The organism is Flavobacterium chungangensis, assembly GCF_042654045.1.
GTDB lineage: Bacteria > Bacteroidota > Bacteroidia > Flavobacteriales > Flavobacteriaceae > Flavobacterium > Flavobacterium chungangensis.
This window is the reverse complement of record NZ_JBHSFY010000004.1, coordinates 14,013-36,474: the sequence shown is the minus strand read 5'-3', so window position 1 is coordinate 36,474 and position 22,462 is coordinate 14,013. Positions and strand designations below refer to the sequence as shown.

Sequence of the window (22,462 nt, the reverse complement as noted above, 5' to 3'; positions counted from 1 at the left end):
AAATAAAAAATTCCAAATTCCAAGTTGTAAGATTGGAATTTGGAATTTTTAATATTGAGTATTCCCTTAAGTAGTTGGAATTTGGAATTTAAAAAATTGGAATTTATTTTTTACGTTCAAGTAAAGCCATATAAAATCCGTCAAAACCAGATTCTGAGGCTAACATTTTACGATCTTCAATGAAGGTAAACTGTTGTCCGATTTCTGTTTTTAAGAACTTCTCTACTTGCTCTTGATTTTCTGATGGAAGAACAGAACAAGTTGCGTAAACTAATTTTCCGCCTGGTTTTACAATTTTAGAATAGCCTTCTAAAACTTCGCTCTGAACTTTACGGATATTATCAATAAACTCTGGCTGTAATTTCCATTTTGAATCTGGGTTTCTTTTCAAAACTCCTAATCCGCTACAAGGAGCGTCAATTAAAACACGATCTGCTTTTTCGTGTAATTTTTTGATCACTTTTGTGCTGTCAATAATGCGGTATTCGATATTAAAAGCGCCATTTCTTTTTGCTCTTAATTTTAATTGTTTCAATTTACTTTCGTACAAGTCCATTGCAATCAATTGCCCTTTATTTTCCATTAAAGAAGCCATGTGCAATGTTTTTCCTCCAGCCCCAGCGCAAGTATCAACTACACGCATTCCTGGTTTTACATCCAAAAATCCTGCAACTAATTGAGAGTTGGCATCCTGAACTTCAAAAAGACCTTGTTTAAAAGCGTCTGTTAAAAATACATTGGCTCTTTCTTTTAAAACAAGAGCTTCTGGCTGGTCTTTTAAATATTCTGTTTCAATATTTAAATCCATTAAAGTATTTCTAAGGTTTTCTTTAGTGCCTTTTAAAGTATTGGTTCTAAGAATGACTTTTGCAGGCTGATTTTGCGCTGCAATTTCTTTTGCCCAAGCTTTTTCTCCAAGTTCTTTCACGCCCAATTCATCCATCCAATCCGGAATAGATTCTTTGATAGCTCTAGTTTTAGATAATTCGTCAAAACGACCTTTTATTTTTCTTTCAGGAGTTCCTTCTAATTGTCTCCAATCTGGAATTGGATAGCCGCGTAAAACAGCCCAAACCGCAAACATTCTCCATAGATTGTCTCTGTCGTAAGGTTCTTTTACTTCGGCAATTTCAGCGTATAATCGTTTCCAGCGAACAATTTCGTATATGGTTTCAGCAACAAATTTCCTGTCAGAACTTCCCCAACGTTTGTCTTTTTTTAATGCTCTTGCTACCACTTTGTCAGCATATTCTCCTTCGTTGAAAATTGCATTTAAAGAGTCAATGGTAGTATAAACTAAATTTCTGTGTAATCTCATTTCTATAATTTGAGTTGCAAAGGTACTATTAATTGATTGAAAGTTAAATTTTTAATACTGAATCTTCCTTTAGACTTTCACTAAATGAAAAAACACTCTAGTTTAGAGTGTTTTTTGAAATTATTGTTAAGCTTTTTATTCTTTTGAAATAATACGCGTTAATCCAATATTTTCTGGAGCATGAAGCACCATTGGGAATTTCTCTATCTTAACAGAGCTGCTGTCCAAGCCGAAAGCTCTTTCTTCAGACAAACTCAGTTTTTTAATGAAGAAATAAGAATTCATGATAATGTTTTCATGCCATCTTAAATCGTTATCATTGGATAAGAATTTCTCAGACAATACAAATTTAAAGTCCCCAATAATATTGTTTTTGTTCAAAGATTCATAACGGCTCGTAATATCTACTTCACCACGTTTTACCATATCTTTGATAACTTCTCTGAACATTAAATTGATCTTAGTAGGTTCTCTAAAACCTAAGTTGAAATCAATTCTGTAAATATCGTCTTTAGCAATTTCGGTTACTTTATATTGTGTTTTATACGGTTCAGTCAAAATGTTTACGTGAACAAACCAATAAATATCGGCTCTTTTTGGTCGTTTTTGAAGAATAGAATAGATGATTTTTTCCTCCAATTCGTCAACACGATTGGCATTGGTCATGTAAACCAAATGCGTAGCATATTTCGGAATAGATAAATCTTGGCTTAACTCTACCAAAACTTGTTTGTAATCGTCAACCTTAACGACTTTTGTATAGTTTTTGTTAATTTTCTTAGCCAAATACCAGATTGTCATTACAGAAATCAGCATACTGGCAATAATTAAGGTTACATAACCACCTTCTGCAAATTTGGTAATATTAGCGAAAAGGAAACTAAACTCAATCAATAAGTAAATAGTAATCAACGGTACCATGAAGTACAGTTTTACACGTTTCATGATTAAGTAATAGTTTAAGAGAATCGTTGTCATGATCATACACAAAATAATCGCAAGACCATAGGCGTGTTCCATGTTTCCTGATTTCTCGAAATGTAAAACGATTCCAACACAGCCAAAAAACAATAACCAGTTAATTGACGGAATATATAATTGTCCTTTTACCTCTGTAGGATATTTGATTTTTACTTTTGGCCAGAAGTTCAGACGCATTGCTTCATTAATCAAAGTAAACGAGCCAGAGATAAGTGCCTGAGATGCAATTACAGCCGCAAGAGTTGCAACTACAATTCCAAATGGTAAAAACCAATGTGGCATAATTAAGTAAAACGGATTTCCATTTTCACCTCCTAATTGCTGTAATGTGCTTCCTTCATGGTGAATTAAATAAGCTGCTTGACCGAAATAGTTTAGAACTAAAGTCGTTTTTACAAACATCCAGCTAATTCTGATGTTTTTTCTTCCGCAGTGTCCCATGTCAGAATACAAAGCTTCAGCTCCGGTTGTACATAAGAATACGAAACCAAGAACGAAGAAACCATCAGGGTGTATCGATAATAAATGATAAGCGTAATATGGATTGATAGCTTTTATTACTTCTGGATAATTTGCTACTTGAATAGCTCCTAAGGTTCCTAACATAGCAAACCAGATTAACATCATTGGGGCAAAGAATTTACCGACCAATTTAGTTCCGAACTGCTGAATGGTGAATAAAACGAATAAAATTGTAATTACGATATACACAATGGTTTGTGTTTCCATCGTCGGGTAGAAAGCTCTAATTCCTTCTACAGCAGAAGAAATCGAAATAGGCGGAGTTATAATTCCATCAGCGAGCAGGGCGCTACCTCCAATAATGGCGGGTACTATGAGCCACTGAATTTTTGTTTTTTTGACTAATGCGTATAGGGCAAAAATTCCTCCTTCACCGTGGTTGTCTGCACTTAAAGTAATAAGTACATATTTAATTGTAGTTTGTAATGTTAAGGTCCAGAATACACAAGAGATGCCTCCTAGAACAATATCAGCATTTATCGTGTGATCGCCTAATATAGCCTTCATTACATACAATGGAGAGGTTCCGATATCTCCATAAATAATCCCTAAAGTAATTAATAAACCCCCAATAGACAACTTACTATGTAAGTTTTTATGCGATGCGCTCATGTTAATTTTATAAAAAGACGGTTGCAAATTTACTGTTTTAAAACAAATTAGAGGCATTTAAAATTAAAAAGATAAAAAAAAGCACAATCGTAAAATTGTGCTTCTGTTTTTGAATATTATTTATTTGGAAAATTAACCTCGTCTTCCGTTCCCTCTAGAATTTGAGCCACTTTCTCTTTGGCTTTGTCCGCCTCTAGATTCTTGGCTTACTCTAGAAGATTCTTGACTCATTCTTGGAGATTCAGAACGTTGGCTTTGCTGTGGTCTAGCAGAATAATCTCTATTTGAACTGCTAGATTGACTCTCTGAGTAACTTCTTGAACTTCTTTCAGCTCTTGGAGCAGATTCTTCACGGCTTGAGCTACCTCTTGATGCGCTAGAAGAATTGTTGCCGCCGTAATCTACTCTCTGAGTATTTTGTGCTCTCGGACTGCTTTCAGCTCTTGGAGTATTATTCGTACTATTAGAATAATCACGAGTTGGGCTTCTTTGAGTATTTACATTTTCAGTGCTTCTGCCTGTAGAATTGTAGCCTCTGTTACTGTTTCCACTGCCATTACCATAACCGTTATTGCTTCTATCTACAGAAGGTCTATTTGTAGTATTTCTGTTATCAGCATATGTTCTGCTAGAAACGCCATTGTTTGATGTTGATCTGCCACTGTAATTTCTGTTTGAATTGTACGTATTCCTGTTAGTTTCTCTGCTTACCACACGTCTTTGATCTAATTCGTATCGGTTTGTTGTGTTCGCATGTCTTTCGGCAAAACTGTAATTCGGGCGCATTCTTTCGTAACCATAAGTACGTCTTGTTTCATAAATAGCAGGAGCTCGGTAGCTTCTTCTCACATTTACATAATTGTATGTATTATGTACATTGATGCATACATTTACGTTGTTTCTGTATCTGTAAACAGGATAAGGTGTCCATGCAGTATAATACGTTGGATAATAACCCCAGTACCAAGTTGAATAATAAGGTCTGTAATTTGTTACCCAAAACGATGTGTAAATAACAGGAACCACACTATAAACGGGCTCATAAATATAATTTGCTCCGTATAAATAAGTGTTTCCTACAATCTGAACACTTACTTTGTTGTAATTGTCTCTCTCCACATCGATAGTTGCAATGTCTTGATAAACATCACGATCTAAAACGGCTTGGATAATAACAACGTGTGTTCTGTTTTCGACACTCTCAATAACGCGAAGATAATCTACTTCGTTATCGCCATTAAGGTCTAAGTTTGATATTTGATATTTAGGATCATTTAAACGTCTTTCAAAATCTTGAAGGTTAGCTGATTCTCCAAACATCGAAGCAACAGCTCTTAAATCTAAGTTATCGCTTATATCTGAGTTTTTTGCATAAACAGTAGTCTGGCCTTGTACAGCACAAGAACTAAAAACTAAGGCTGATATCGCTATTAAAAGTAAATTCGCTTTCATGGCTAATTTGTATTAAATTATTTGTGATAGGTGATATCCAATTACTGTGCCATAAAATAAATCTACTTTTTTTTAGGCGTATTGTATTGATAATTAGTTAATTGTTTTATCTCGGTAGATTCTTAACAATTGAATAAATATTTATAAAATCATATATCAACGGAACTACCTCCTTTGTTCTTTCAATAGGATCTTTTTTATAATAATTTCTTTCTCTGTTTATATCTTTGTCTATATATATTTCTCTGCTTCTTTCAATATTATAAGTACTTGCATTTGCATTTGATCGGTAATTATAAACAGAGGTATTTAAAGGTCTGTTTCTGTTTTTTAATATAACATTAATAGAAGCAACATCTTCATATATATTTGGACTTATTTCAGATTGAATTTTTATTATTTTAATGTTGTTTACGATTTTGTCTGAAACTTTTAAATAATCTACTCTTCCATCATTGTTTAAATCAAGATTTGAAATTTTTTGATCCGTATAGTTTATTTTTTTTTCAAAATCTAAAATATCTCTTGATCTTTCAAATAGTAATCCTACAGCATTTAAATCTAGGTTTTCTTGTACATAAGAATTATTAGGATATACATTAACTCTTTGTGCATAAGTGGAGTAGCTTATTAAAAATAAAAAAGCAATTGATAAAGGTAGATTTTTCATGTTTAGATATGTTTTAATTAATACTGAAAGTGGTAATTACGGGTTAGTTTATGGCTTCTTAATCGTTTTTATTGATTCTACAATTTTTGTTAATTCTTCTAAGTTTGTTTTGTCTTCTGTTGTTATTCCAATATGAAGTACAGTTTTTTCATTTGCATAAGAAATCAAAGCTTCTTTTAGCATTGATTGATCGTCTTCATATAAATACCATTCTATTTCTTGTTTCAAAAAAAGTCCTTTCATTGGTACTCCTGATGTTTTGTATCTTCTTGAAAAAGAGGATGGATGTGAACCAGAATAAAAGATGATTTGAGATCCTTCGGTATTATAATTTGTATATTTGTAAAGTTTTGTGACTTTAAAATCATAAGCTTTATCTGTATTAAAGCTATAATTTACAGGTAGATCAATTTTGTATTGATGGCCTAATTCTAATGAAATATTTTCAGTTCTTGGTTTTAAGTTTGTGATTCGATTTCCTTTTGATAATGTTTTGAAGACATTTTCAGTAAATTCCATGTATTTTTCCTTTTCGGAATATGCTTCAGGAGAGATATGGGCATTTATTCTAAATAACGTCCCGTCTTGTACTTTTACAATTAAACTATTAATAAGCATCCCATATTTTCCTTCGTTAGGTTTTATTGGAGTAGAAAGAATTGAGTAAATAGAATCTTTATCTGTAAGTATTTTTCTTCGATAGGATAAAATTTCTCCTTTCCCTTTTGAGACTTCTTCAAAAAGAGCATCATCTCCAATTTTGAAAAGTTCCTGCGCAAAAAATACAACCCTCTTTTCTTTATTATCATAAATAATTCGAGTCTCTTCATTTGGATTTTTTGGGGCAGCGATTATACTCTCGCTTCTTGCTTCTTCTATCGCTTCATCTGGAAAGTTAAAGAATGCTTTACCGTTTAAAACTTGCAGTTTATTGGTCAACGGGATTTTTGTAAGGTCCTGCGCTACACAAATATTAACTGCTAATAAACAAAGTACAATTAAATTATATGTAAGTATTTTATTCGTTGTATTCAAAATTAGTTTTTTACTTGTTAAATTTATTTTGTAAGAAAACAATTACCATGCCAGAAAAGAATAGAGAATGATTTTGAAATTTTATAAATAATCGTATTTTAGCGTTAACCAAATTTTAAATTTCCTATGAAAAAACTCGCTTTATTTTGTGTTATTTTTATTTTGTTGATGTCTTTTAAGACATTTAATTATAAAACTGATATTGTTTATAATAATGGATTTACATCAATGACAATAGATACATTGTTTAAAGACAGAATTAGTATTAGAGCAATTCTTATTGATAAAAATAAAGTTTGGTATGGGGCAGATAATTCACGTTTTGGTTATTATGATTTGGATAAAAAAGAAAAATTTGAAGAACATATTTACCGTGATACACTTAAATTGGAATTCAGAAGTATTGCACAAACTTCAAAAGATATTTTTTTGTTGAGCGTGGCAAATCCGGCACTTCTTTATTCAGTTTCAAAAAAGGACCGAAAAGTTAAATTGGTTTATAAAGAAATTAATCCGAAAGTTTTTTACGACAGTATGCAGTTTTGGAACGATAAGGAAGGAATTGCAATTGGTGATCCAACAGAGGATACTTTTTCTATTATAGTTACTCGAGATGGCGGAGAAACTTGGACAAAACTACTGTCTGATATATTGCCAACAAATAGCACTGGAGAAGCAGCTTTTGCAGCCAGTAATACCAATATTGTTATCAAAGGAAATGATACATGGTTAGTTTCAGGTGGAAAAAAGGCACGTGTTTTTTATTCTCCAGATAAAGCGAAAACGTGGAAAGTCGTAGAAACTCCTATTGTACAAGGAAAACAAATGACAGGAATTTTTACTGCCGATTTCTACGATTCTAAACAAGGTTTTATTGCAGGAGGAGATTATGATCTTCCTAATAATAAAGCCAATAATAAGGCTTTTACAAAAGATGGGGGGAAGACTTGGCAATTAATTGGCCAGAATATGGGATTTGGTTATGCGTCTTGTATACAATATGTTCCAGGAGGCAATGGAAGAGAAATTGTTTGTGTAGGCTCAGAAGGAATTCAATATTCTCAAAATGGAGGAGAAAACTGGATGCAGCTCTCTACAGATACCAAATTTTTCACCATTCGTTTTGTGAACAGAAATACTGCAATCGCAGCAGGACATAATAAGGTAGTTCGATTGAATTTTAAATAAAAAAATAAGAACCCTAAATAATAAAGTAAGTATTATTATATAGGGTTCTTATCGCTGTTGTTTCTTTAAGTCTAGTCTTTATTGCCTTTATCTCGATATTGCTGCAATAGTTTTCGATTAAAATCGTCTTCCGATTTTTTAAGTAAAAGTATCTTCTTTGCAGGAAGTACTTTTTTTAGACTGCTCATATATTTTTCACGAAGCTGATATATTTCTTTATCAGTACTTTCGATTTGAGATAATAATGTTGCCGCTTCTTTATCTGAAAGGTTTTTAAGATTATCATCTTTTAGTTGTTTCAGATAAGTCTTCATTTTTAAATACTTTAATTCATATTGCTTATCGTCGTAAGCATTATAAATAGGCCAGAATTTTTCTGCTTCAGTCGAAGTTAGTTCCAATTCTGTTGTTAAAAATGACACTTTAAAAGCTTTAATTTTTTCTCGCTTTTCATCAATTTTTCCGCTTTGGGCAAAAATTGAAAAACTTGTCAGAAATAGCAGGAGTGGTAAAATGTTTTTTATTTTCATTGTTAAGCTAAGTTGTTGAGTTAAGTTTGATTTAATTTTGTTCTGAAATTAAGTGTTCTAAGTTCGGACTTGTAACTAAAATGTCTTCTAGTGTTTCGTCTTCTAAAGTGACATTGTTGCCTAATTTTTCTATATCACTGTCGTCTAAGGTTTGAATTAAATCGTATTGGCTGATATTGGAATGATAAGATAAATAAGTTTCTAAAGTAGCTTCGTCAAGCTCGTTTGAACTGGCTTTATAATTATTTACGATCGGTATTAATAATGCAAAACCAATTACTGCCGCGGCCGCTAGCGAAATGGTTTTGTTACGTTTGTAAAAAGGAATTACTTTAACTTCTTTTTTGTCTAATTGCTGTAAAACCTTCTCTGAAAAATTATCAAAATAATTGTCTGGGGTTTTAAAACCAGATTTTATTTTGGGTTCGTTTTCTAATTTAAATGTTTTCATGATACTTATAAGATAGTTTTTGTTACAAAAGGTTTAATTTGATGTAACATATAATTCAATTTTTTTTACTGCGTGATGATAAGAAGCTTTTAAAGCTCCAACAGATGTTCCTAAGATTTCTGCGATTTCTTCATACTTCAATTCTTCAAAATATTTCATTTTGAAAACTAATTGCTGTTTTTCTGGAAGTGTTACAATTGCTTTTTGAAGTTTGATTTGAATTTCATCTCCATCAAAATAAAGATCTGCTTTTAAATTGTCGATCGTTTTATTCTGCAGATCTTCAGATGAAATTCCGCTTAATTTTGCTTTTTGCGATAAAAAAGTCAAAGCTTCGTTGGTAGCAATGCGATAGATCCAGGAAAAAAGTTTACTTTCTCCTTTAAAGTTTTTAAGATTTTGAAAGACTTTAACAAAAGTGTTCTGTAAAACATCGTCGGCATCATCATGATTCAAAACAATGTTTCGAATATGAGAATACAAAGGTCTCTGATAATCAGACAAGAGTTTTTGAAACGCAGTATTTTGCGTTTCGGGACTTAATAATTCTTTTATAAATTCTTTCTCGTCTATCAAACTTTTTGTTTTGTAAACTTTCTTTAATAGAAGTTAGACAGAATTTAACGTAAAAGGTTTAATGTGCCTTTAAAATTTATTTAAAATTCTGAGTCTTCTTCTTGTGCAGGTGTTTGCGCTGGAGCAGGAGTTGGCGCTGTTGGCTTGCGTTTTACAGGCTCTGTACGTGGTTGTTCTGTATGTGGCTCGCTTGTAGTTTCGCTAGTGCTTTCTGGAGTATAAGTCGGCTCAGCAGTAACAGGAACTACTTTTGGTTTTATTGGCAAATAAATTTCAGTCACCAATTTTGAAGAAGCTTTTACATCCAATTTACTCAACGTTAAGATTTCAAGATGAGACCAGCTCAAATCTGGAATAATTTTTTGATTGTTAATGTAAGCCGTTGTTTTTGCAATTGCTTCGTTTCTATGAGAGTAATCTCCGTTAAGAGTTGTTTTTACAGCATCAAAACCATTTAATTTTCCTGCTAAAATATCACTTCCTGAACTAGTTGAAATTTCTTTATTAATAGGTAAGCAGATTGAAATCTTTGCCAAACCAGTTTTAGTGTCGTAGGTATGATAAATAATGAATGGTTTTCCGCTTGCTGCTAAACCATTTGTTTCACTAAATTGAATAAGTTTTGGAATTACAATTCTAGCATTTTTACTTACTTTGGCAATTTCGCTAGTAAAAGTCTGTTTTATATAAGGCGTTTCTGTTTTCTTCACCACTCCGTCTACTGTAACGGCGTAAGTTTTGGTTTCGTAATCTAAATTTTTGTCAATATTAGCCAAACTTTTTTCGTAGATAGTTCCGATAACTCTGTCTGAACCTCCATGTAATGCAGTATAAATTTTAAACAGAAAGCTCATTGTTCCTTTTCCTTTCCAGGTAACTTTTGTTTTACCGTTCAAAGTATCTTTTAAAGTCCAGTTTACATCAGCTTCAGTACCGTCAAATTGCATTTTTTGGTCAATGCTTTCGCCATCTTTTGTTTTAAGAATAATAGAATTTCCTTTTCCATCAGCACCATCCCAATAAAATGTCGCACCATTTCCGCTAGTTTTATTAGCGTATGTCATTTTTATAGAAGGATCTTCAACCGACCATGATTCAAAATCTTCGTAATTTCTAAAGTCGTTTAGGTAGTTATAAACCGTTGTACGAGGAGAATTGATGACTTTACTTCTTTCTACAGAAAAATCTCCTTTTTGAGTAGCAACAAAAACAGTAAGAGCAACAAAGCTTAAAAGTGCAAAAAGAAATAAATACTTTAGAATTTTCATGGTAGGCTGTTTGGTTTCGGTAAAGTTATAAATTTATCATGAGTCTTACTAATAACCCATAATGATTAGGTTTTATTTTATGGCAACCAGAATAATTTATCGTTTCAAAAAGATTTTAATTACGAACAAAAGTACAATGAAAAGCAGAAAGGCAAGGAGTACTTTGTAATTTCCTTTATAAAAGACTTTGTGTAATTTTAAATCTTTTCGATAAGCAAATATCATAATGATTACAAAAACGATAAAAAAACATATTCCAAATTGTATTTGACCTTGACTAAACATAGTTATAAAAATTTTTGGCAAATTTAAAGATTTGTAAACGATTTGCTGCTAAATTGCCTTTTCATTTCATTCAATAAATTTTCAGATTTATAAGAAACTGACTTAAATTAGCAAAAAAAAGAAAACGACTATATGAAAAAACAACTTGACGCCGTAACCGAATTTCACACCGCTTTTAAAATTGGCCACAGCGCAACTCCAATTGCCGATGTAGGAGCAGAGAAAAAGCTACTTCGTTATAATTTAATGAAGGAAGAAAATGAAGAGTATTACGAGGCGGTTCAAAATAATGATTTGGTTGAAATTGCAGATGCACTCGGAGATATGATGTATATTTTGTGCGGAACAATTATCGAGCACGGACTTCAAGATAAAATTGAAGCCGTTTTTGATGAAATCCAACGCAGTAATATGAGTAAATTGGGTGAAGATGGAAAACCCATTTATCGCGAAGACGGAAAAGTGATGAAAGGTCCTAATTATTTTAAACCTGATTTTTCGAAATTGTTGTAAAGAGGATTAAACGCAAAGAACGCTAAGTTTTTTTTCTGTGGTTCTGATAAGAAAGCAAAGTTCGCAAAGTTTTACGTTATTTGAGTTTAGTCTTATCTCTAAGACAAAATTTAAAAATAAAGAAAAATGAAAAACCCGATAAACTTTAATTTATCGGGTTTCTTTTTATATTGGTTTTGGGATTATTGAACCTTAACTGTCCATCCAAAAGTATCTTCAGAAAGTTTGTTTTGAAGACTTGTTAATTTTTCTTTTAAGAAAGAAGCATAAGAATTCTCGATTGGAGCCATTTCAAAATATTCATCTTTATAAGAAAATCCTTTGATAACGCTAATAACTGCAGCAGTTCCTGCTCCGAAGATTTCTTTCAAAGATCCGTTTTTAGCCGCTTCAACCAATTCTGAAACAATTACTGGACGAACGTCAACTTTTAGACCTTCTTTTTCAGCCATTGCAATCAAACTTTTTCTGGTAACACCATCTAAAATTCTTTCGCTTGTTGGAGCTGTTAATAAAGTATCGTTGATTCTGAAGAAAACGTTCATTGTTCCCGCTTCTTCTAATTTTGTGTGTGTTGCATCATCAGTCCAAATAACTTGTTGGAAACCGTCTTTGTTTGCCAAGTTAGTTGGGTAAAATTGAGCAGCATAGTTTCCAGCAGCTTTTGCAGCACCAATACCACCATTTGCAGCTCTACTGAAATGCTCGGCAATGATTACTTTTACTTCACCTCCATAATATGCTTTTGCAGGAGAAAGTAAAATCATAAATTTATATTCGTCAGAAGGATTTGCGATAACTCCAGGACCTGTAGCAATCATAAACGGACGAATGTACATACTAGCTCCGTTCCCTCTTTGAATCCAGTCTTTGTCTAATTTCAATAATTCATTTAAACCATCCATAAAAATAGCTTCAGGAACTTCTGGCATTGCCATTCTTACAGCAGATTTATTAAAACGGTTAAAGTTTTCATCTGGTCTAAACAACCAAACATCATTATTGTCATCTTTATAAGCTTTCATTCCTTCGAAAATTGCTTGTCCATAATGGAAGACTTTTGAAGATGGATCCATTAAAATTGGAGCATAAGGCTTAATGACAGGATTTTGCCACTGTCCGTTTTTAAAATCGCATTCGAATAAATGGTCTGTAAATACAGCACCAAAACTTAAGTTGTCAAAATCTACTTCGTTTATTTTTGTAGAAGTAGCTTTAATGATTTCAATTTTGCTTGTTTGAGTTGTACTCATAGTTATGTAAGTTTTTTGTGAGATACTCTTCACTATCAGAAATCTAAAGTGACGATATCATTTAAAATGGAATTTATTGAATGCAAAATTACGTAAAAATATGTAAAATGCTTAGCGAAAATTCATTATTTGATGGTTTTGACTGAGATTTATTTATCCTATAATAAACTCAAATATTTAATTGATTTTTATAAAGATTTTATGAAAAAAGTATGGTTTTTTAAGGCTTTACGCATTAGTTTTGATTAAATTTGATTATTAAAATGGCTTGAAAACCAATAAAAAGCCATTGTAAAATTCTAAAAAAAGTGAAAAGAGAAATAATTAAAACGCTAGATGGCTCAACTACAATTCGTTTACCAGAGTGGGATGAGTGCTATCATTCTAAACATGGTGCCATTCAGGAAGCGAAGCACGTTTTTATTAAAAATGGCCTTTCGTTATTTGATAATCCGATAAGCATATTGGAAATAGGTTTTGGGACGGGTTTGAATGCTTTTATAACTTTTTTAGAATCTGTTAGAAAGAAGCAGGCTATTGACTATGTCGGAGTTGAAGCTTACCCAGTAGATGCAGACGAGATTTTGGAAATGAATTATGCGGAAGAATTAGAAGCGTCGGAATTTTATAACATTTTTGAAAAAATGCATAAAACGGAATGGAACGAAAAAATAGAAATTTGCGATCAGTTCTCGTTAACCAAAAGGAAACAATTTTTTCACGAAATAAACGATTTTGAAATTTTTGATTTGATTTATTTTGACGCCTTTGGTTACCGAGTGCAGCCAGAACTTTGGAGTACTGAAATTTTTCAGAAAATGTACAACAGTTTAAAGCCAAACGGAGTTCTTGTAACTTATGCAGCCCGAGGAGTTGTTAAAAGAAGCATGATTGAAGTTGGATTTACTGTAGAAAAATTAGCAGGACCTCCAGGGAAAAGAGAAATGTTTAGAGCCTTTAAAAACGTTTAAATGAGTTATTTAGAATAATTCTATATTGATTTATATGTTTTAAGAAAACGTATTCGTTGCTAAAGTTTTTAAAAAAATAAGTTAAAAGTAGAAATTATGTTAGTTATTTGTTTAAATTTGGCTCGAGTTTAAAAAAATAGATAACCCCCGAAAATCTTATTTTATTATGTCAAAAATGATGTTTGATTACACGAAATCAATACTTGAAAGAGTTAGTTTCGATCCGATACTTTTCTGTAAAGAGTTAGAAAAAGCTATCAAAACACTGTTACCTTACGAAATGGAACAATTGCAAGAGTGGTTACTTAATTTCGTTGTTGGAAAACCAGAATTAAAACAAAGTCTACAACTAATTAAAGTATAAAAGAAAGGAGCCAAATTGGCTCCTTTTTTATTACGCTTTCTTTTGTAATGGACTAATGATTTGAACATTCTGAAAAACTATTGCACCTTTTACAACGCCAGCAATTGTAGATCTTAATGCGTCAATGATTTGCATTTTTAATTCGCTCTTTGGGTAGATCAAACTTACCTCTCGAGCAGGTTTTGGCTCCTTAAAATTACGGAGCTTCAGTTTGTCGGATTCTTTTAAGTCTAAAGTGTGCAAGTACGGAAGTAACGTTGTACCAAGGCCTTCGTCTGCCAATTTAATTAAGGTTTCAAAACTACCGCTTTGGATCTGGAAATTGTTTTGGTCGGCGTCTGAGACATTTTTGCATAAATTTAAAATACCATCCCTAAAACAATGTCCGTCTTGCAATAAAAGAATTTCATTTAGGTTTAAGTCAGAAACTTCAATTTCTTCTTTCTGGAAACTTGCGTGGTGTTCTGGTATATAGGCTACGAATGGCTCAAAATACAAAACAATTTCTTTGATTTTTTCGTCTTCTAACGGAGTTGCGGCAATTGCAGCATCCAAATGTCCATTTTTTAGCTTTAGAATAATTTCCTCTGTATTCAACTCTTCAATTAGAAGTTTTACTTTCGGATATTTTTTAATGAAGTTATTCAAAAACATTGGCAAAAGCGTAGGCATAATCGTTGGAATAATACCTAAACGAAATTCTCCGCCAATAAAACCTTTCTGCTGTTCTACAATATCTTTTATACGATCCGCCTCGTTTACGATATTTTTAGCTTGATTTACAATTTTCTGTCCTATATCAGTCAGCTGAATTGGTTTTTTACTTCTATCGAAAATTAAAATATTAAGTTCTTCTTCGATTTTTTGTATTTGCATACTTAAAGTTGGCTGTGTTACGAAGCATTTTTCAGCAGCAAGAGTGAAATTTTTATGCTCAGCCACCGCTAACACATATTGCAATTGAGTTATAGTCATGTTGATAGTAATTTGTGATGCAAAAATAGGAAAATATAATTTTTATTTATGTTTATTTTAGTAAAGTTACTCTAAATTTGTAGTAAATTAGTGTAAAAAAATAGATTATGAAGACGAATATTTTAGGATTACCAGTAAAAGAATCAGAATTATTAGTAAAAGAATTGAATGTGCTATTGTCAAATTTTCAAGTGTACTATCAAAATTTGAGAGGAATTCACTGGAACATTCGCGGAAAGCGTTTCTTTGATTTGCATGTAAAATTCGAAGAATTGTATACCGATGCACAATTAAAAATAGATATGATTGCAGAAAGAGTTTTGACCATTGGGGGAACGCCTCTGCATACTTTTGAAGATTATATTAAAAACAATAAATTGACGGTTGGAAAGAATATTTCTAATGATGAAAAAGCAGTTCAGTTAATTGTTCATTCTTTATCAGATTTATTAAAAATCGAGAGAGAAATATTGAACAAATCTGATGAAATTAATGATGAAGGAACCAATTCTATGATGAGTGACTTCATTGCTGAGCAGGAAAAAACAATTTGGATGATGAACGCTTGGTTAGAAGAAACTTTATAAGTAATTGTTTTTTAAATAATTAAAAGCAGAATGGAATAAAAATTGCATTCTGCTTTTTTGTTTGTGTTAAATTTCTATGAATTTTCTTTGATTTTATTTGTTTAACGCTATTTTTGTTCTGATGAAATTTGTAGCCCGCATATTATTATTCATATTTATTGCCTTCTTATCGACCCCGACAATTGTTCAGGCGATTAAGAAAGGGAATAATACGGCTATATCTTTTAGTATCTCTGAGGAAGAAGTGCATAAGGAACTTAAAAACGTTATGCATCCCACTATTCTTGAGCATGAAGTTTTAATTCCGGTTTGCATCGAGAAAAAAACAATCATTTCTGAAAATATTGTCAAACTAGACAACATTTCTCCGAGCATCTTTGCTCCACCACCTAACGTAATACTTCCGATTATTTCGAACTTTAGCCACATTTCTATCGAGATGGGGTAAATCTTTAATGAATAATTTTTTTAGTATTATATTATGACAAAAAAAATCAATCTTTTTGCCAACCTTAAATCTGATTTTGCGTCAGGTTTAGTGGTTTTCTTGGTGGCTCTTCCATTGTGTTTAGGTATTGCAATGGCTTCTGGAGCACCATTATTTTCTGGAATTATCGCAGGTGTTGTGGGTGGTATCGTTGTAGGATATTTAAGTCAGTCACATATTAGCGTATCAGGTCCAGCTGCTGGTTTAACGGCTATCATTTTAACCGCAATTACCGATTTAGGAGCTTTCGATGTATTTTTAATGTCTGTTTTTATTGCTGGATTAATTCAATTAGCATTAGGATTTTTAAAGGCTGGAAGTATATCGAACTATTTTCCAACAAACGTAATTGAGGGAATGCTAGCGGGTATCGGAATTATTATCATTTTAAAACAAATACCTCACGCTTTTGGTTATGATGCGGATTTTGAAGGAGATCAGGCATTTATTCAAAATGATGGAAGTAATTCTTTTTCATTTCTATTTGATGTTTTAAATCATATTCATTTAGGAGCTGTGGTAGTTTCTGCAGTTTCATTGGTAATTTTGTTAGCTTGGGATAAGGTTCCTTTCTTAAAAAGAATCAAACTAGTTCCTGGAGCTTTGATTGCAGTTATTGCTGGAGTTGTTTTAAACGAAATATTTATATCTACAGGAAGCACTTTGGCAATTGCAAAAGAACATTTGGTTTCTTTGCCAGTTCCAAAATCTTTTGATGACTTTAAATCAATTATAATTACACCAGACTTCACCGCTGTTACAAATCCGCAAGTTTGGGTAGTTGCTATTACGATTGCCATAGTTGCTTCTATTGAAACGCTTTTATGTATTGAAGCTACAGACAGAATGGATGTGCAAAAACGTTACACCAATACCAATGTAGAGCTAAGAGCACAAGGCATAGGTAATGTTGTAAGTTCTCTTTTAGGAGGTTTGCCAATGACTTCTGTAGTAGTAAGATCTTCTGCTAACAATAATGCAGGAGCAAAATCTAAATTGTCTGCCATAATTCATGGCGTTCTTTTATTAATAAGCGTATTGTCTATACCCGCAATTTTAAACAAAATTCCTTTGGCAACATTGGCAACAGTTTTGATTTTGGTTGGATATAAACTAGCAAAACCAGCAGCCTTTATGCATTTCTGGAAAAAGGGGAAATACCAGTTTGTCCCTTTTATTGCAACTTTGGTCTTTGTCGTTGCGACAGATTTGCTAAAAGGTGTTGCGCTGGGAATTGTGATCAGTATCATTTTTGTGTTGAGAGGAAATCTGAAAAGAGCTTATGTTTTCAAGAAAGAAGAATATGAAGATGGCGATATTATTCATATAGACTTGGCTCAGGAAGTTTCATTCTTAAATAAAGCGGCAATCAAACAAACATTGGCAGAAATTCCAGAAAATTCTAAAGTAATTATTAATGCGCATGATACGGAGTATATTTCGCATGATGTTTTAGATTTAATTCGTGAATTTAAAGAAACCCGCGCAATAGATGAAAACATTAAAGTGAAGCTTAAAGGATTTAAAGAAGCTTACGAATTAGAAAATACGCCCGAAAACCATAATCATGTTACGATAGAACATTACTATGATGTGGCAAAAAGGGAAGTGGTTAAAAAAGAAGTTGTTAGAGAAGAATAATTAAAAAATGGTATTTTTAAAGCCGTAGAAATGTCAAATTTTAGGTAACTTTACATTCAAGTTCTTTTTTGAGACATTCGTAGAATTAGAAATTACCACACAAAAAATAAAAAAATGAGAAAATTTTATGAGCAGTTATTAGAAAACAATAAGAAGTGGGTTGAAACTTCATTGGCAAAAGATCCTAATTATTTTGCTGATTTGGCAAAAGGACAACAACCGCCATTATTATGGATTGGATGTTCTGATAGCCGTGTTCCTGCGAACGAAATTGTTGGTGCTAAACCAGGTGAAGTTTTTGTTCACCGTAATATTGCCAATATGGTAGTGCACTCTGATATGAATATGCTTAGTGTTCTGGATTATGCTGTAAACGTTTTGAAAGTAAAGCACGTTATTGTATGTGGACATTACGGATGCGGTGGTGTAAAAGCTGCAATGGGACATCAGTCTGTTGGAATTATTGATAACTGGCTTCGTCATATTAAAGATGAATATCGTTTACATGATAAATACTTAAACTCTATTGAAGATGAAACAGAGCGTTTTAATGCTTTTGTTGAAATCAATACTAAAGAACAAGTTTACAATTTAGCGAAAACATCTATTGTACAGAATGCTTGGAAAAATGGCCAAGACCTAATGCTTCATGGGTGGGTTTACGGATTAAATTCTGGTTTTGTAACTGATTTAGATGTAAATATCGCTTCAAATGACGAGCTAGACGAAGTTTACCAATTAGATCTTTAATAGATAAAAATAGAAATCGCCCTCAAAAGGGGCGATTTTTTTTATTCGTTTTCGTCTAAATTCTCATTAAATGCAGACGGAAGCATTGTTGGGATAAACTTAATTAGAATTGGAAGAAGTAAACTTCCACCAGGAAGTAAAAATATGGTTAACGAAGGAATGGTTTTACAAATGTCCAAAAGCTGTTTTTTTACCTTTTTCTTTTCCTTCGCGTCCAAATCTCTAGTTGTAGAATAGGCGAGTAGCACCATTAATTCCTTACTCTGTACAATTTCCTTAATCAATCTGTTTTTGTTCCGTATGATTAATTTGACTACGCTATGTGTCATTTGATCATAAAAATGTTTAACAGGATTCGAATAATTAAAGTACGGAATTTTCTTTTTGTGAGTTGTAATAAAAGTATTGGTTGTATCCATGCTTTGCGTTACAAAATCATCAGGAACTCCCATTGTTGAACCTAAAGAATATAGGAAATACGATTCTTCATTTTCTACAACTCCATCACTCCACAAAGCCATTCCGGCCATATCGATTAAATAGTATTGTTCAAGTCTATTTTTAAAGTATTCTAGATTTAAAGTCTCCAAAGTCTCAACTGTAACTTTCGAAAACTTTGAATAACGTATGGAAGCTTCAAAAAGTTTAATTAAAAGATCGTCGTGCTGAGATTTTACTGTTTTGGTTTTTAAAGCCAAACCAACAATTCCAAGAACCGTTTCTTCAATTCTTTTTAAATATTTTTCAGGAATTTCTCCATGCTCTAAATATTGTCTAAAGGCCAGAACATCAATAAACAATAAAGCGTTTGTCACCAAATGTGAGAAGTTTTTGCTAATGATGCTGTCATTCGTCTGAACCCTTTGGTCAATAATGTTTTCCAGAGATAGAGAAGGAGTATCTTTTGGCAATAAAATTTTAAACAAATTAAATCCTTCTGGATTCATTTGCTTGTAGAACTTTAAAACTTCAGCAATAAAATGTATAGGTTCCGAATTTCTTTTCTCTAAACAAAAGACATGATAGAGTGTGTTAAGTAAGGCAACTTTTGAAATTTCGGTTTTAAACCAACCCTTTATCGGAATTGGAACTTGAGAATCTATGGCGATAATATGTCCGTAAATAAACCCCGTTTCTCTCACTTTATAGTAAAACGAATCTACAGTTTCAAAAGGAATTGCTTCTGAAAACTTCTGTTCACTAAAAAACTTATCGATCCAGCCTGGTGCTGATGGGTTAATCATGGACTTAATTTTGCTGATGCAAAGCTATGCCTTTTTCTTGTCTTAGGATTCATTTTAAAATTAAATAACCGCTAGATTTTGTTAAAAATAGCGGTTATTCAAATTTTTCTTATTTAATGATTCCTGCACAAGCAACTCTTCCTCCTGCATTTCCAGTTGGTTGGGTTGTAAAATCATCTGTTCCTGCATGTACGATTAAGCCTTTTCCTAGAACATCTTTATTACTGTCTCCACATCCAATACACCATTCGTCAGTTGTTAAAGTAATAGATCCGTTCCCTTTTGCATCAGCAGTAAAGTTTCCGATATCACCTTTATGATATTCTGCAACTCCCCATTTTCCATGCTTTTTGAAAGTTGGATTCCAGTGTCCTCCAGCAGAACTTCCGTCGGCAGAACTACAATCTGCTTTTTCATGAATATGGATAGCGTGCACTCCAGGTTCTAATCCTGTTATTTTTGCTGTAAAAGTTACTTTACCGTTTTTCTCAACAAAAGTAGCAGTTCCGGCAACTTTACTGTTGCTTTTTGGCTCTAATGCAACAGTTAGAGTTTTAGCATCATTTGATTTGTTATTTGTTTTACAGCCAATGATTAAGGCAGTAATTATAGCGAAAGAAACAATTAGTTTTTTCATATCTACGGGCATTTTAATTAAACATTAAGTAAATTTAACATAAAATAACGGATTTGATTGACTCTAAAAGTTAAAAAAAAGTCAAACTATACGTTATAATTTGATGTTGATTGAGTTAAAACCCAAAAATATTGTTTAAATTCGTGTAGGTTTTTAACGAATAATTTCTGAAAACCATTTATCTAATTCGCTCACATTTAATCCTTAATGTTATGATGAAAAAGATTTTTACCCTCGTTTTTTTTAGTTCGTTTTTAATTTCTTGCAAATGCGCAAAAACGGATGCAGTTTCTAAGCTTGATGGAACTTGGGAATTGAATTACATTTCTGGACCACGAATTACTTTTGATGGATTATACCCAAATAAAAAACCAACCATAGAATTTGATACCAAAACAAATCAGGTTTCTGGTAACGCAAGCTGTAATTCATACACGGGGAAATTGCTTGTTGATGGCAACAAAATTGATTTTACTCAGCCAATGGCAGTAACGAAAATGATGTGTTTGGATGGATCCCAAGGTGAACAAACTTATTTGAGTACGCTGCAGAAAATTACCTCATACGATATTACAGATGATGGTAAAACTTTGAATTTCATTTCCGGAGATATTGCAATGATGCGTTTTACTAAAAAATAGGCTTATGGAAACTAGATTATGTATCTTCCTGTTCCTGATTGTTTTCAATTTTTCAGCTTCTGCACAAGAAAAGACAAAAAAAGAACTCAAGCAAGAAAGAGAATTAAAGAAACAAAACGAAATTAAAGCGCTTATAAATTCTCAAAATTTTGTTTTCGAAGCTCAAAAAGCAACACCCCAAGGTGGCCGATTACTTCAATTGGACTATAATACGTATTTTTTAAAGTTTAAAACCGATCATACAACTTGCGATCTTCCTTTCTTCGGACGCGGTTATAATATTGGGTATAATGGTGATGGCGGAATAAAATTTGAAGGTAAGCCTGAAAACATTAAAGTTGAAAATAAAAAAAACAATACTATTTTAAAAGCAACAGTAAGAGGTGCTAGTGATGTATATGATTTAACGTTTTCTATCTTTTATAATGGAAACACAACACTTTCTGTAAGCAGCAATAATAGAGGCCCAATTAGTTATGATGGAGTGATATACGCTCCAAAAACAGCAGAGAAACAATGATGTAATTCAATACTAAACTTGTCACAAATTCGTCTGAATATATGGTAAGAATCTTTTTATGGTTATTAAAGTGGCAGTTTTCGGTTTTGTTTTTCGGTGTATTCACTGCGTTGGGTCAGGATTTGGAGCCTAGAGTGTATGCAAATGTTCCTAAAAGCTTAAATGTAATTGCTGCAGGTTATGTTTTTATGAACGGAAATGTGCTGACAGATCCTTCTTTACCCATAAAAGATTTTACACTTCAAAGCCATAATATGGCTGTAAATTATATTAGAACTTTTGGGTTGGCAGATAAATTGGCTCGTATACAGGTAGCGTTACCTTTTACTTTTATGGATGGATCTGCTGTAATTAGTGATCAGCTGGTTACTGGCTCAAGAACTGGTTTTGCAGATATGAAAGTGCGTTTTGGAATTAATTTATTAGGTTCTCCTGCACTTGATAAATCTGAATTTAGAAGTTTTGAACAAAAAACAATTCTTGGAGTCAGTTTGGTTACTTCAATTCCAACAGGAAGGTATTATGGCGATAAACAAGTAAACATTGGAACAAACCGCTGGGCTTTTAAGCCTGAAATAGGGGTGTCGAAACGGTTTGCTCGCGTTTATGCTGAGGCCTATGGCGGGATGTGGTTTTATACGGATAATAATGATTATTTAGGGAAAAAATTAGAGCAAAAACCAACCTATAGCCTTCAGGCGCATGCAAGCTATTATTTTAAAAACCAAATGTGGGTTGGTTTTAATACGACTTGGTTTTTTGGAGGTCGAACTATTACTGATGGAGTTTCAGATGATAGCCAGATTGATAACTGGCGAGTAGGAGGTACTTTTTCTACTCCAATTGCAAAAGGACAGTCGGTTAGATTTCAATATCATATTGGAGCCTATACCAATAACGGACTAAATTATTATGCCTTATCAGCAGTTTATCAATATTCATTTTTTTGAAATTTACTTTGAAGTTAATGTGTTTAAAATCAGTATATTTG

General features: G+C 32.5%; 24 protein-coding genes. 11 read left to right on the top strand and 13 right to left on the bottom strand.

What is annotated here, in order from left to right; translation table 11 throughout:
- Positions 1-103: 103 nt before the first annotated feature.
- The 5 genes from ACFO3N_RS07535 to ACFO3N_RS07515 form a co-directional block, all read right to left on the bottom strand.
- The gene (locus tag ACFO3N_RS07535; RefSeq protein WP_379796527.1) at positions 104-1,318 is read right to left on the bottom strand and encodes an RsmB/NOP family class I SAM-dependent RNA methyltransferase; all 1,215 of its coding nucleotides are present in this window, start codon (positions 1,316-1,318) and stop codon (positions 104-106) included.
- A gap of 135 nt (positions 1,319-1,453) precedes the next feature.
- Positions 1,454-3,433 (bottom strand): KUP/HAK/KT family potassium transporter, encoded by a 1,980-nt coding sequence (locus ACFO3N_RS07530; protein WP_379796525.1) that lies wholly within the window; start codon positions 3,431-3,433, stop codon positions 1,454-1,456.
- Positions 3,434-3,565: 132 nt separating this feature from the next.
- On the bottom strand, positions 3,566-4,885 hold the full coding sequence (locus ACFO3N_RS07525; protein WP_379796523.1) for a hypothetical protein: 1,320 nt from the start codon (positions 4,883-4,885) through the stop codon (positions 3,566-3,568).
- Between the two features lie 106 nt (positions 4,886-4,991).
- Positions 4,992-5,555: a hypothetical protein gene (locus ACFO3N_RS07520; RefSeq protein ID WP_379796521.1), complete on the bottom strand. Its 564-nt coding sequence runs from the start codon at positions 5,553-5,555 to the stop codon at positions 4,992-4,994.
- A 48-nt stretch (positions 5,556-5,603) separates the two neighbouring features.
- The gene (locus ACFO3N_RS07515) at positions 5,604-6,590 is read right to left on the bottom strand and encodes a hypothetical protein (RefSeq protein WP_379796519.1); all 987 of its coding nucleotides are present in this window, start codon (positions 6,588-6,590) and stop codon (positions 5,604-5,606) included.
- Positions 6,591-6,716: 126 nt separating this feature from the next.
- Between ACFO3N_RS07515 and ACFO3N_RS07510 the strand changes: the two genes are divergently transcribed.
- The gene (locus tag ACFO3N_RS07510; protein WP_379796517.1) at positions 6,717-7,778 is read left to right on the top strand and encodes a beta propeller repeat protein; all 1,062 of its coding nucleotides are present in this window, start codon (positions 6,717-6,719) and stop codon (positions 7,776-7,778) included.
- Positions 7,779-7,849: 71 nt separating this feature from the next.
- On the opposite strand, the gene ACFO3N_RS07505 is transcribed toward ACFO3N_RS07510, so the two are convergent.
- The 4 genes from ACFO3N_RS07505 to ACFO3N_RS07490 all read right to left on the bottom strand — a co-directional run bounded on the left by ACFO3N_RS07505 (position 7,850) and on the right by ACFO3N_RS07490 (position 10,603).
- Complete coding sequence (locus ACFO3N_RS07505; protein WP_248727686.1) at positions 7,850-8,308, bottom strand: sensor of ECF-type sigma factor; 459 nt, start codon at positions 8,306-8,308, stop codon at positions 7,850-7,852.
- Between the two features lie 31 nt (positions 8,309-8,339).
- The gene (locus ACFO3N_RS07500) at positions 8,340-8,759 is read right to left on the bottom strand and encodes a hypothetical protein (protein WP_379796515.1); all 420 of its coding nucleotides are present in this window, start codon (positions 8,757-8,759) and stop codon (positions 8,340-8,342) included.
- Positions 8,760-8,792: 33 nt separating this feature from the next.
- Positions 8,793-9,335, bottom strand: coding sequence for an RNA polymerase sigma factor (locus tag ACFO3N_RS07495; RefSeq protein WP_379796513.1), 543 nt, complete (start codon positions 9,333-9,335; stop codon positions 8,793-8,795).
- An 80-nt stretch (positions 9,336-9,415) separates the two neighbouring features.
- A complete protein-coding gene (locus tag ACFO3N_RS07490) occupies positions 9,416-10,603 on the bottom strand; it encodes an SRPBCC family protein (protein ID WP_379796511.1) in 1,188 nt (395 codons plus the stop codon).
- Positions 10,604-11,020: 417 nt separating this feature from the next.
- Here ACFO3N_RS07490 and ACFO3N_RS07485 point away from each other — a divergent pair, with 417 nt between their 5' ends.
- On the top strand, positions 11,021-11,401 hold the full coding sequence (locus tag ACFO3N_RS07485) for a pyrophosphohydrolase domain-containing protein (RefSeq protein WP_057116704.1): 381 nt from the start codon (positions 11,021-11,023) through the stop codon (positions 11,399-11,401).
- Between the two features lie 182 nt (positions 11,402-11,583).
- Here ACFO3N_RS07485 and ACFO3N_RS07480 read toward each other — a convergent pair whose 3' ends face one another.
- Positions 11,584-12,654: a branched-chain amino acid aminotransferase gene (locus ACFO3N_RS07480; RefSeq protein WP_250836901.1), complete on the bottom strand. Its 1,071-nt coding sequence runs from the start codon at positions 12,652-12,654 to the stop codon at positions 11,584-11,586.
- Between the two features lie 308 nt (positions 12,655-12,962).
- Here ACFO3N_RS07480 and mnmC2 point away from each other — a divergent pair, with 308 nt between their 5' ends.
- Positions 12,963-13,625, top strand: a complete 663-nt coding sequence (gene mnmC2 / locus ACFO3N_RS07475) for a tRNA (5-methylaminomethyl-2-thiouridine)(34)-methyltransferase MnmC2 (protein WP_379796509.1) — start codon at positions 12,963-12,965, stop codon at positions 13,623-13,625.
- A 166-nt stretch (positions 13,626-13,791) separates the two neighbouring features.
- Complete coding sequence (locus ACFO3N_RS07470; protein ID WP_095928926.1) at positions 13,792-13,989, top strand: hypothetical protein; 198 nt, start codon at positions 13,792-13,794, stop codon at positions 13,987-13,989.
- 30 nt (positions 13,990-14,019) lie between these two features.
- On the opposite strand, the gene ACFO3N_RS07465 is transcribed toward ACFO3N_RS07470, so the two are convergent.
- Entirely contained in the window at positions 14,020-14,964 is a 945-nt protein-coding gene (locus ACFO3N_RS07465; RefSeq protein WP_379796506.1) for a LysR substrate-binding domain-containing protein, read from the bottom strand.
- Positions 14,965-15,071: 107 nt separating this feature from the next.
- Here ACFO3N_RS07465 and ACFO3N_RS07460 point away from each other — a divergent pair, with 107 nt between their 5' ends.
- The 4 genes from ACFO3N_RS07460 (at position 15,072) to can (ending at position 18,429) form a co-directional block, all read left to right on the top strand.
- Positions 15,072-15,551 (top strand): Dps family protein, encoded by a 480-nt coding sequence (locus tag ACFO3N_RS07460; protein ID WP_095928924.1) that lies wholly within the window; start codon positions 15,072-15,074, stop codon positions 15,549-15,551.
- A gap of 268 nt (positions 15,552-15,819) precedes the next feature.
- Entirely contained in the window at positions 15,820-15,999 is a 180-nt protein-coding gene (locus tag ACFO3N_RS07455; protein WP_379796503.1) for a hypothetical protein, read from the top strand.
- A gap of 33 nt (positions 16,000-16,032) precedes the next feature.
- Positions 16,033-17,679 carry a SulP family inorganic anion transporter gene (locus ACFO3N_RS07450; RefSeq protein ID WP_379796501.1) on the top strand — a complete coding sequence of 549 codons (1,647 nt, stop codon included), beginning with the start codon at positions 16,033-16,035 and terminating at the stop codon, positions 17,677-17,679.
- Between the two features lie 114 nt (positions 17,680-17,793).
- Complete coding sequence (gene can, locus ACFO3N_RS07445; protein WP_250836898.1) at positions 17,794-18,429, top strand: carbonate dehydratase; 636 nt, start codon at positions 17,794-17,796, stop codon at positions 18,427-18,429.
- A gap of 41 nt (positions 18,430-18,470) precedes the next feature.
- On the opposite strand, the gene ACFO3N_RS07440 is transcribed toward can, so the two are convergent.
- On the bottom strand, positions 18,471-19,673 hold the full coding sequence (locus ACFO3N_RS07440) for an LETM1-related biofilm-associated protein (RefSeq protein WP_320492174.1): 1,203 nt from the start codon (positions 19,671-19,673) through the stop codon (positions 18,471-18,473).
- A 109-nt stretch (positions 19,674-19,782) separates the two neighbouring features.
- Positions 19,783-20,310: a superoxide dismutase family protein gene (locus ACFO3N_RS07435; RefSeq protein ID WP_379796498.1), complete on the bottom strand. Its 528-nt coding sequence runs from the start codon at positions 20,308-20,310 to the stop codon at positions 19,783-19,785.
- Between the two features lie 212 nt (positions 20,311-20,522).
- Between ACFO3N_RS07435 and ACFO3N_RS07430 the strand changes: the two genes are divergently transcribed.
- From ACFO3N_RS07430 to ACFO3N_RS07420, 3 genes are read left to right on the top strand one after another with little or no spacing between them, the layout of a single operon-like run.
- Positions 20,523-20,951, top strand: a complete 429-nt coding sequence (locus tag ACFO3N_RS07430) for an META domain-containing protein (RefSeq protein ID WP_379796496.1) — start codon at positions 20,523-20,525, stop codon at positions 20,949-20,951.
- A gap of 4 nt (positions 20,952-20,955) precedes the next feature.
- A complete protein-coding gene (locus tag ACFO3N_RS07425) occupies positions 20,956-21,471 on the top strand; it encodes a DUF4251 domain-containing protein (RefSeq protein WP_379796494.1) in 516 nt (171 codons plus the stop codon).
- A 41-nt stretch (positions 21,472-21,512) separates the two neighbouring features.
- A complete protein-coding gene (locus ACFO3N_RS07420) occupies positions 21,513-22,421 on the top strand; it encodes a transporter (RefSeq protein WP_379796492.1) in 909 nt (302 codons plus the stop codon).
- Positions 22,422-22,462: the final 41 nt, after the last annotated feature.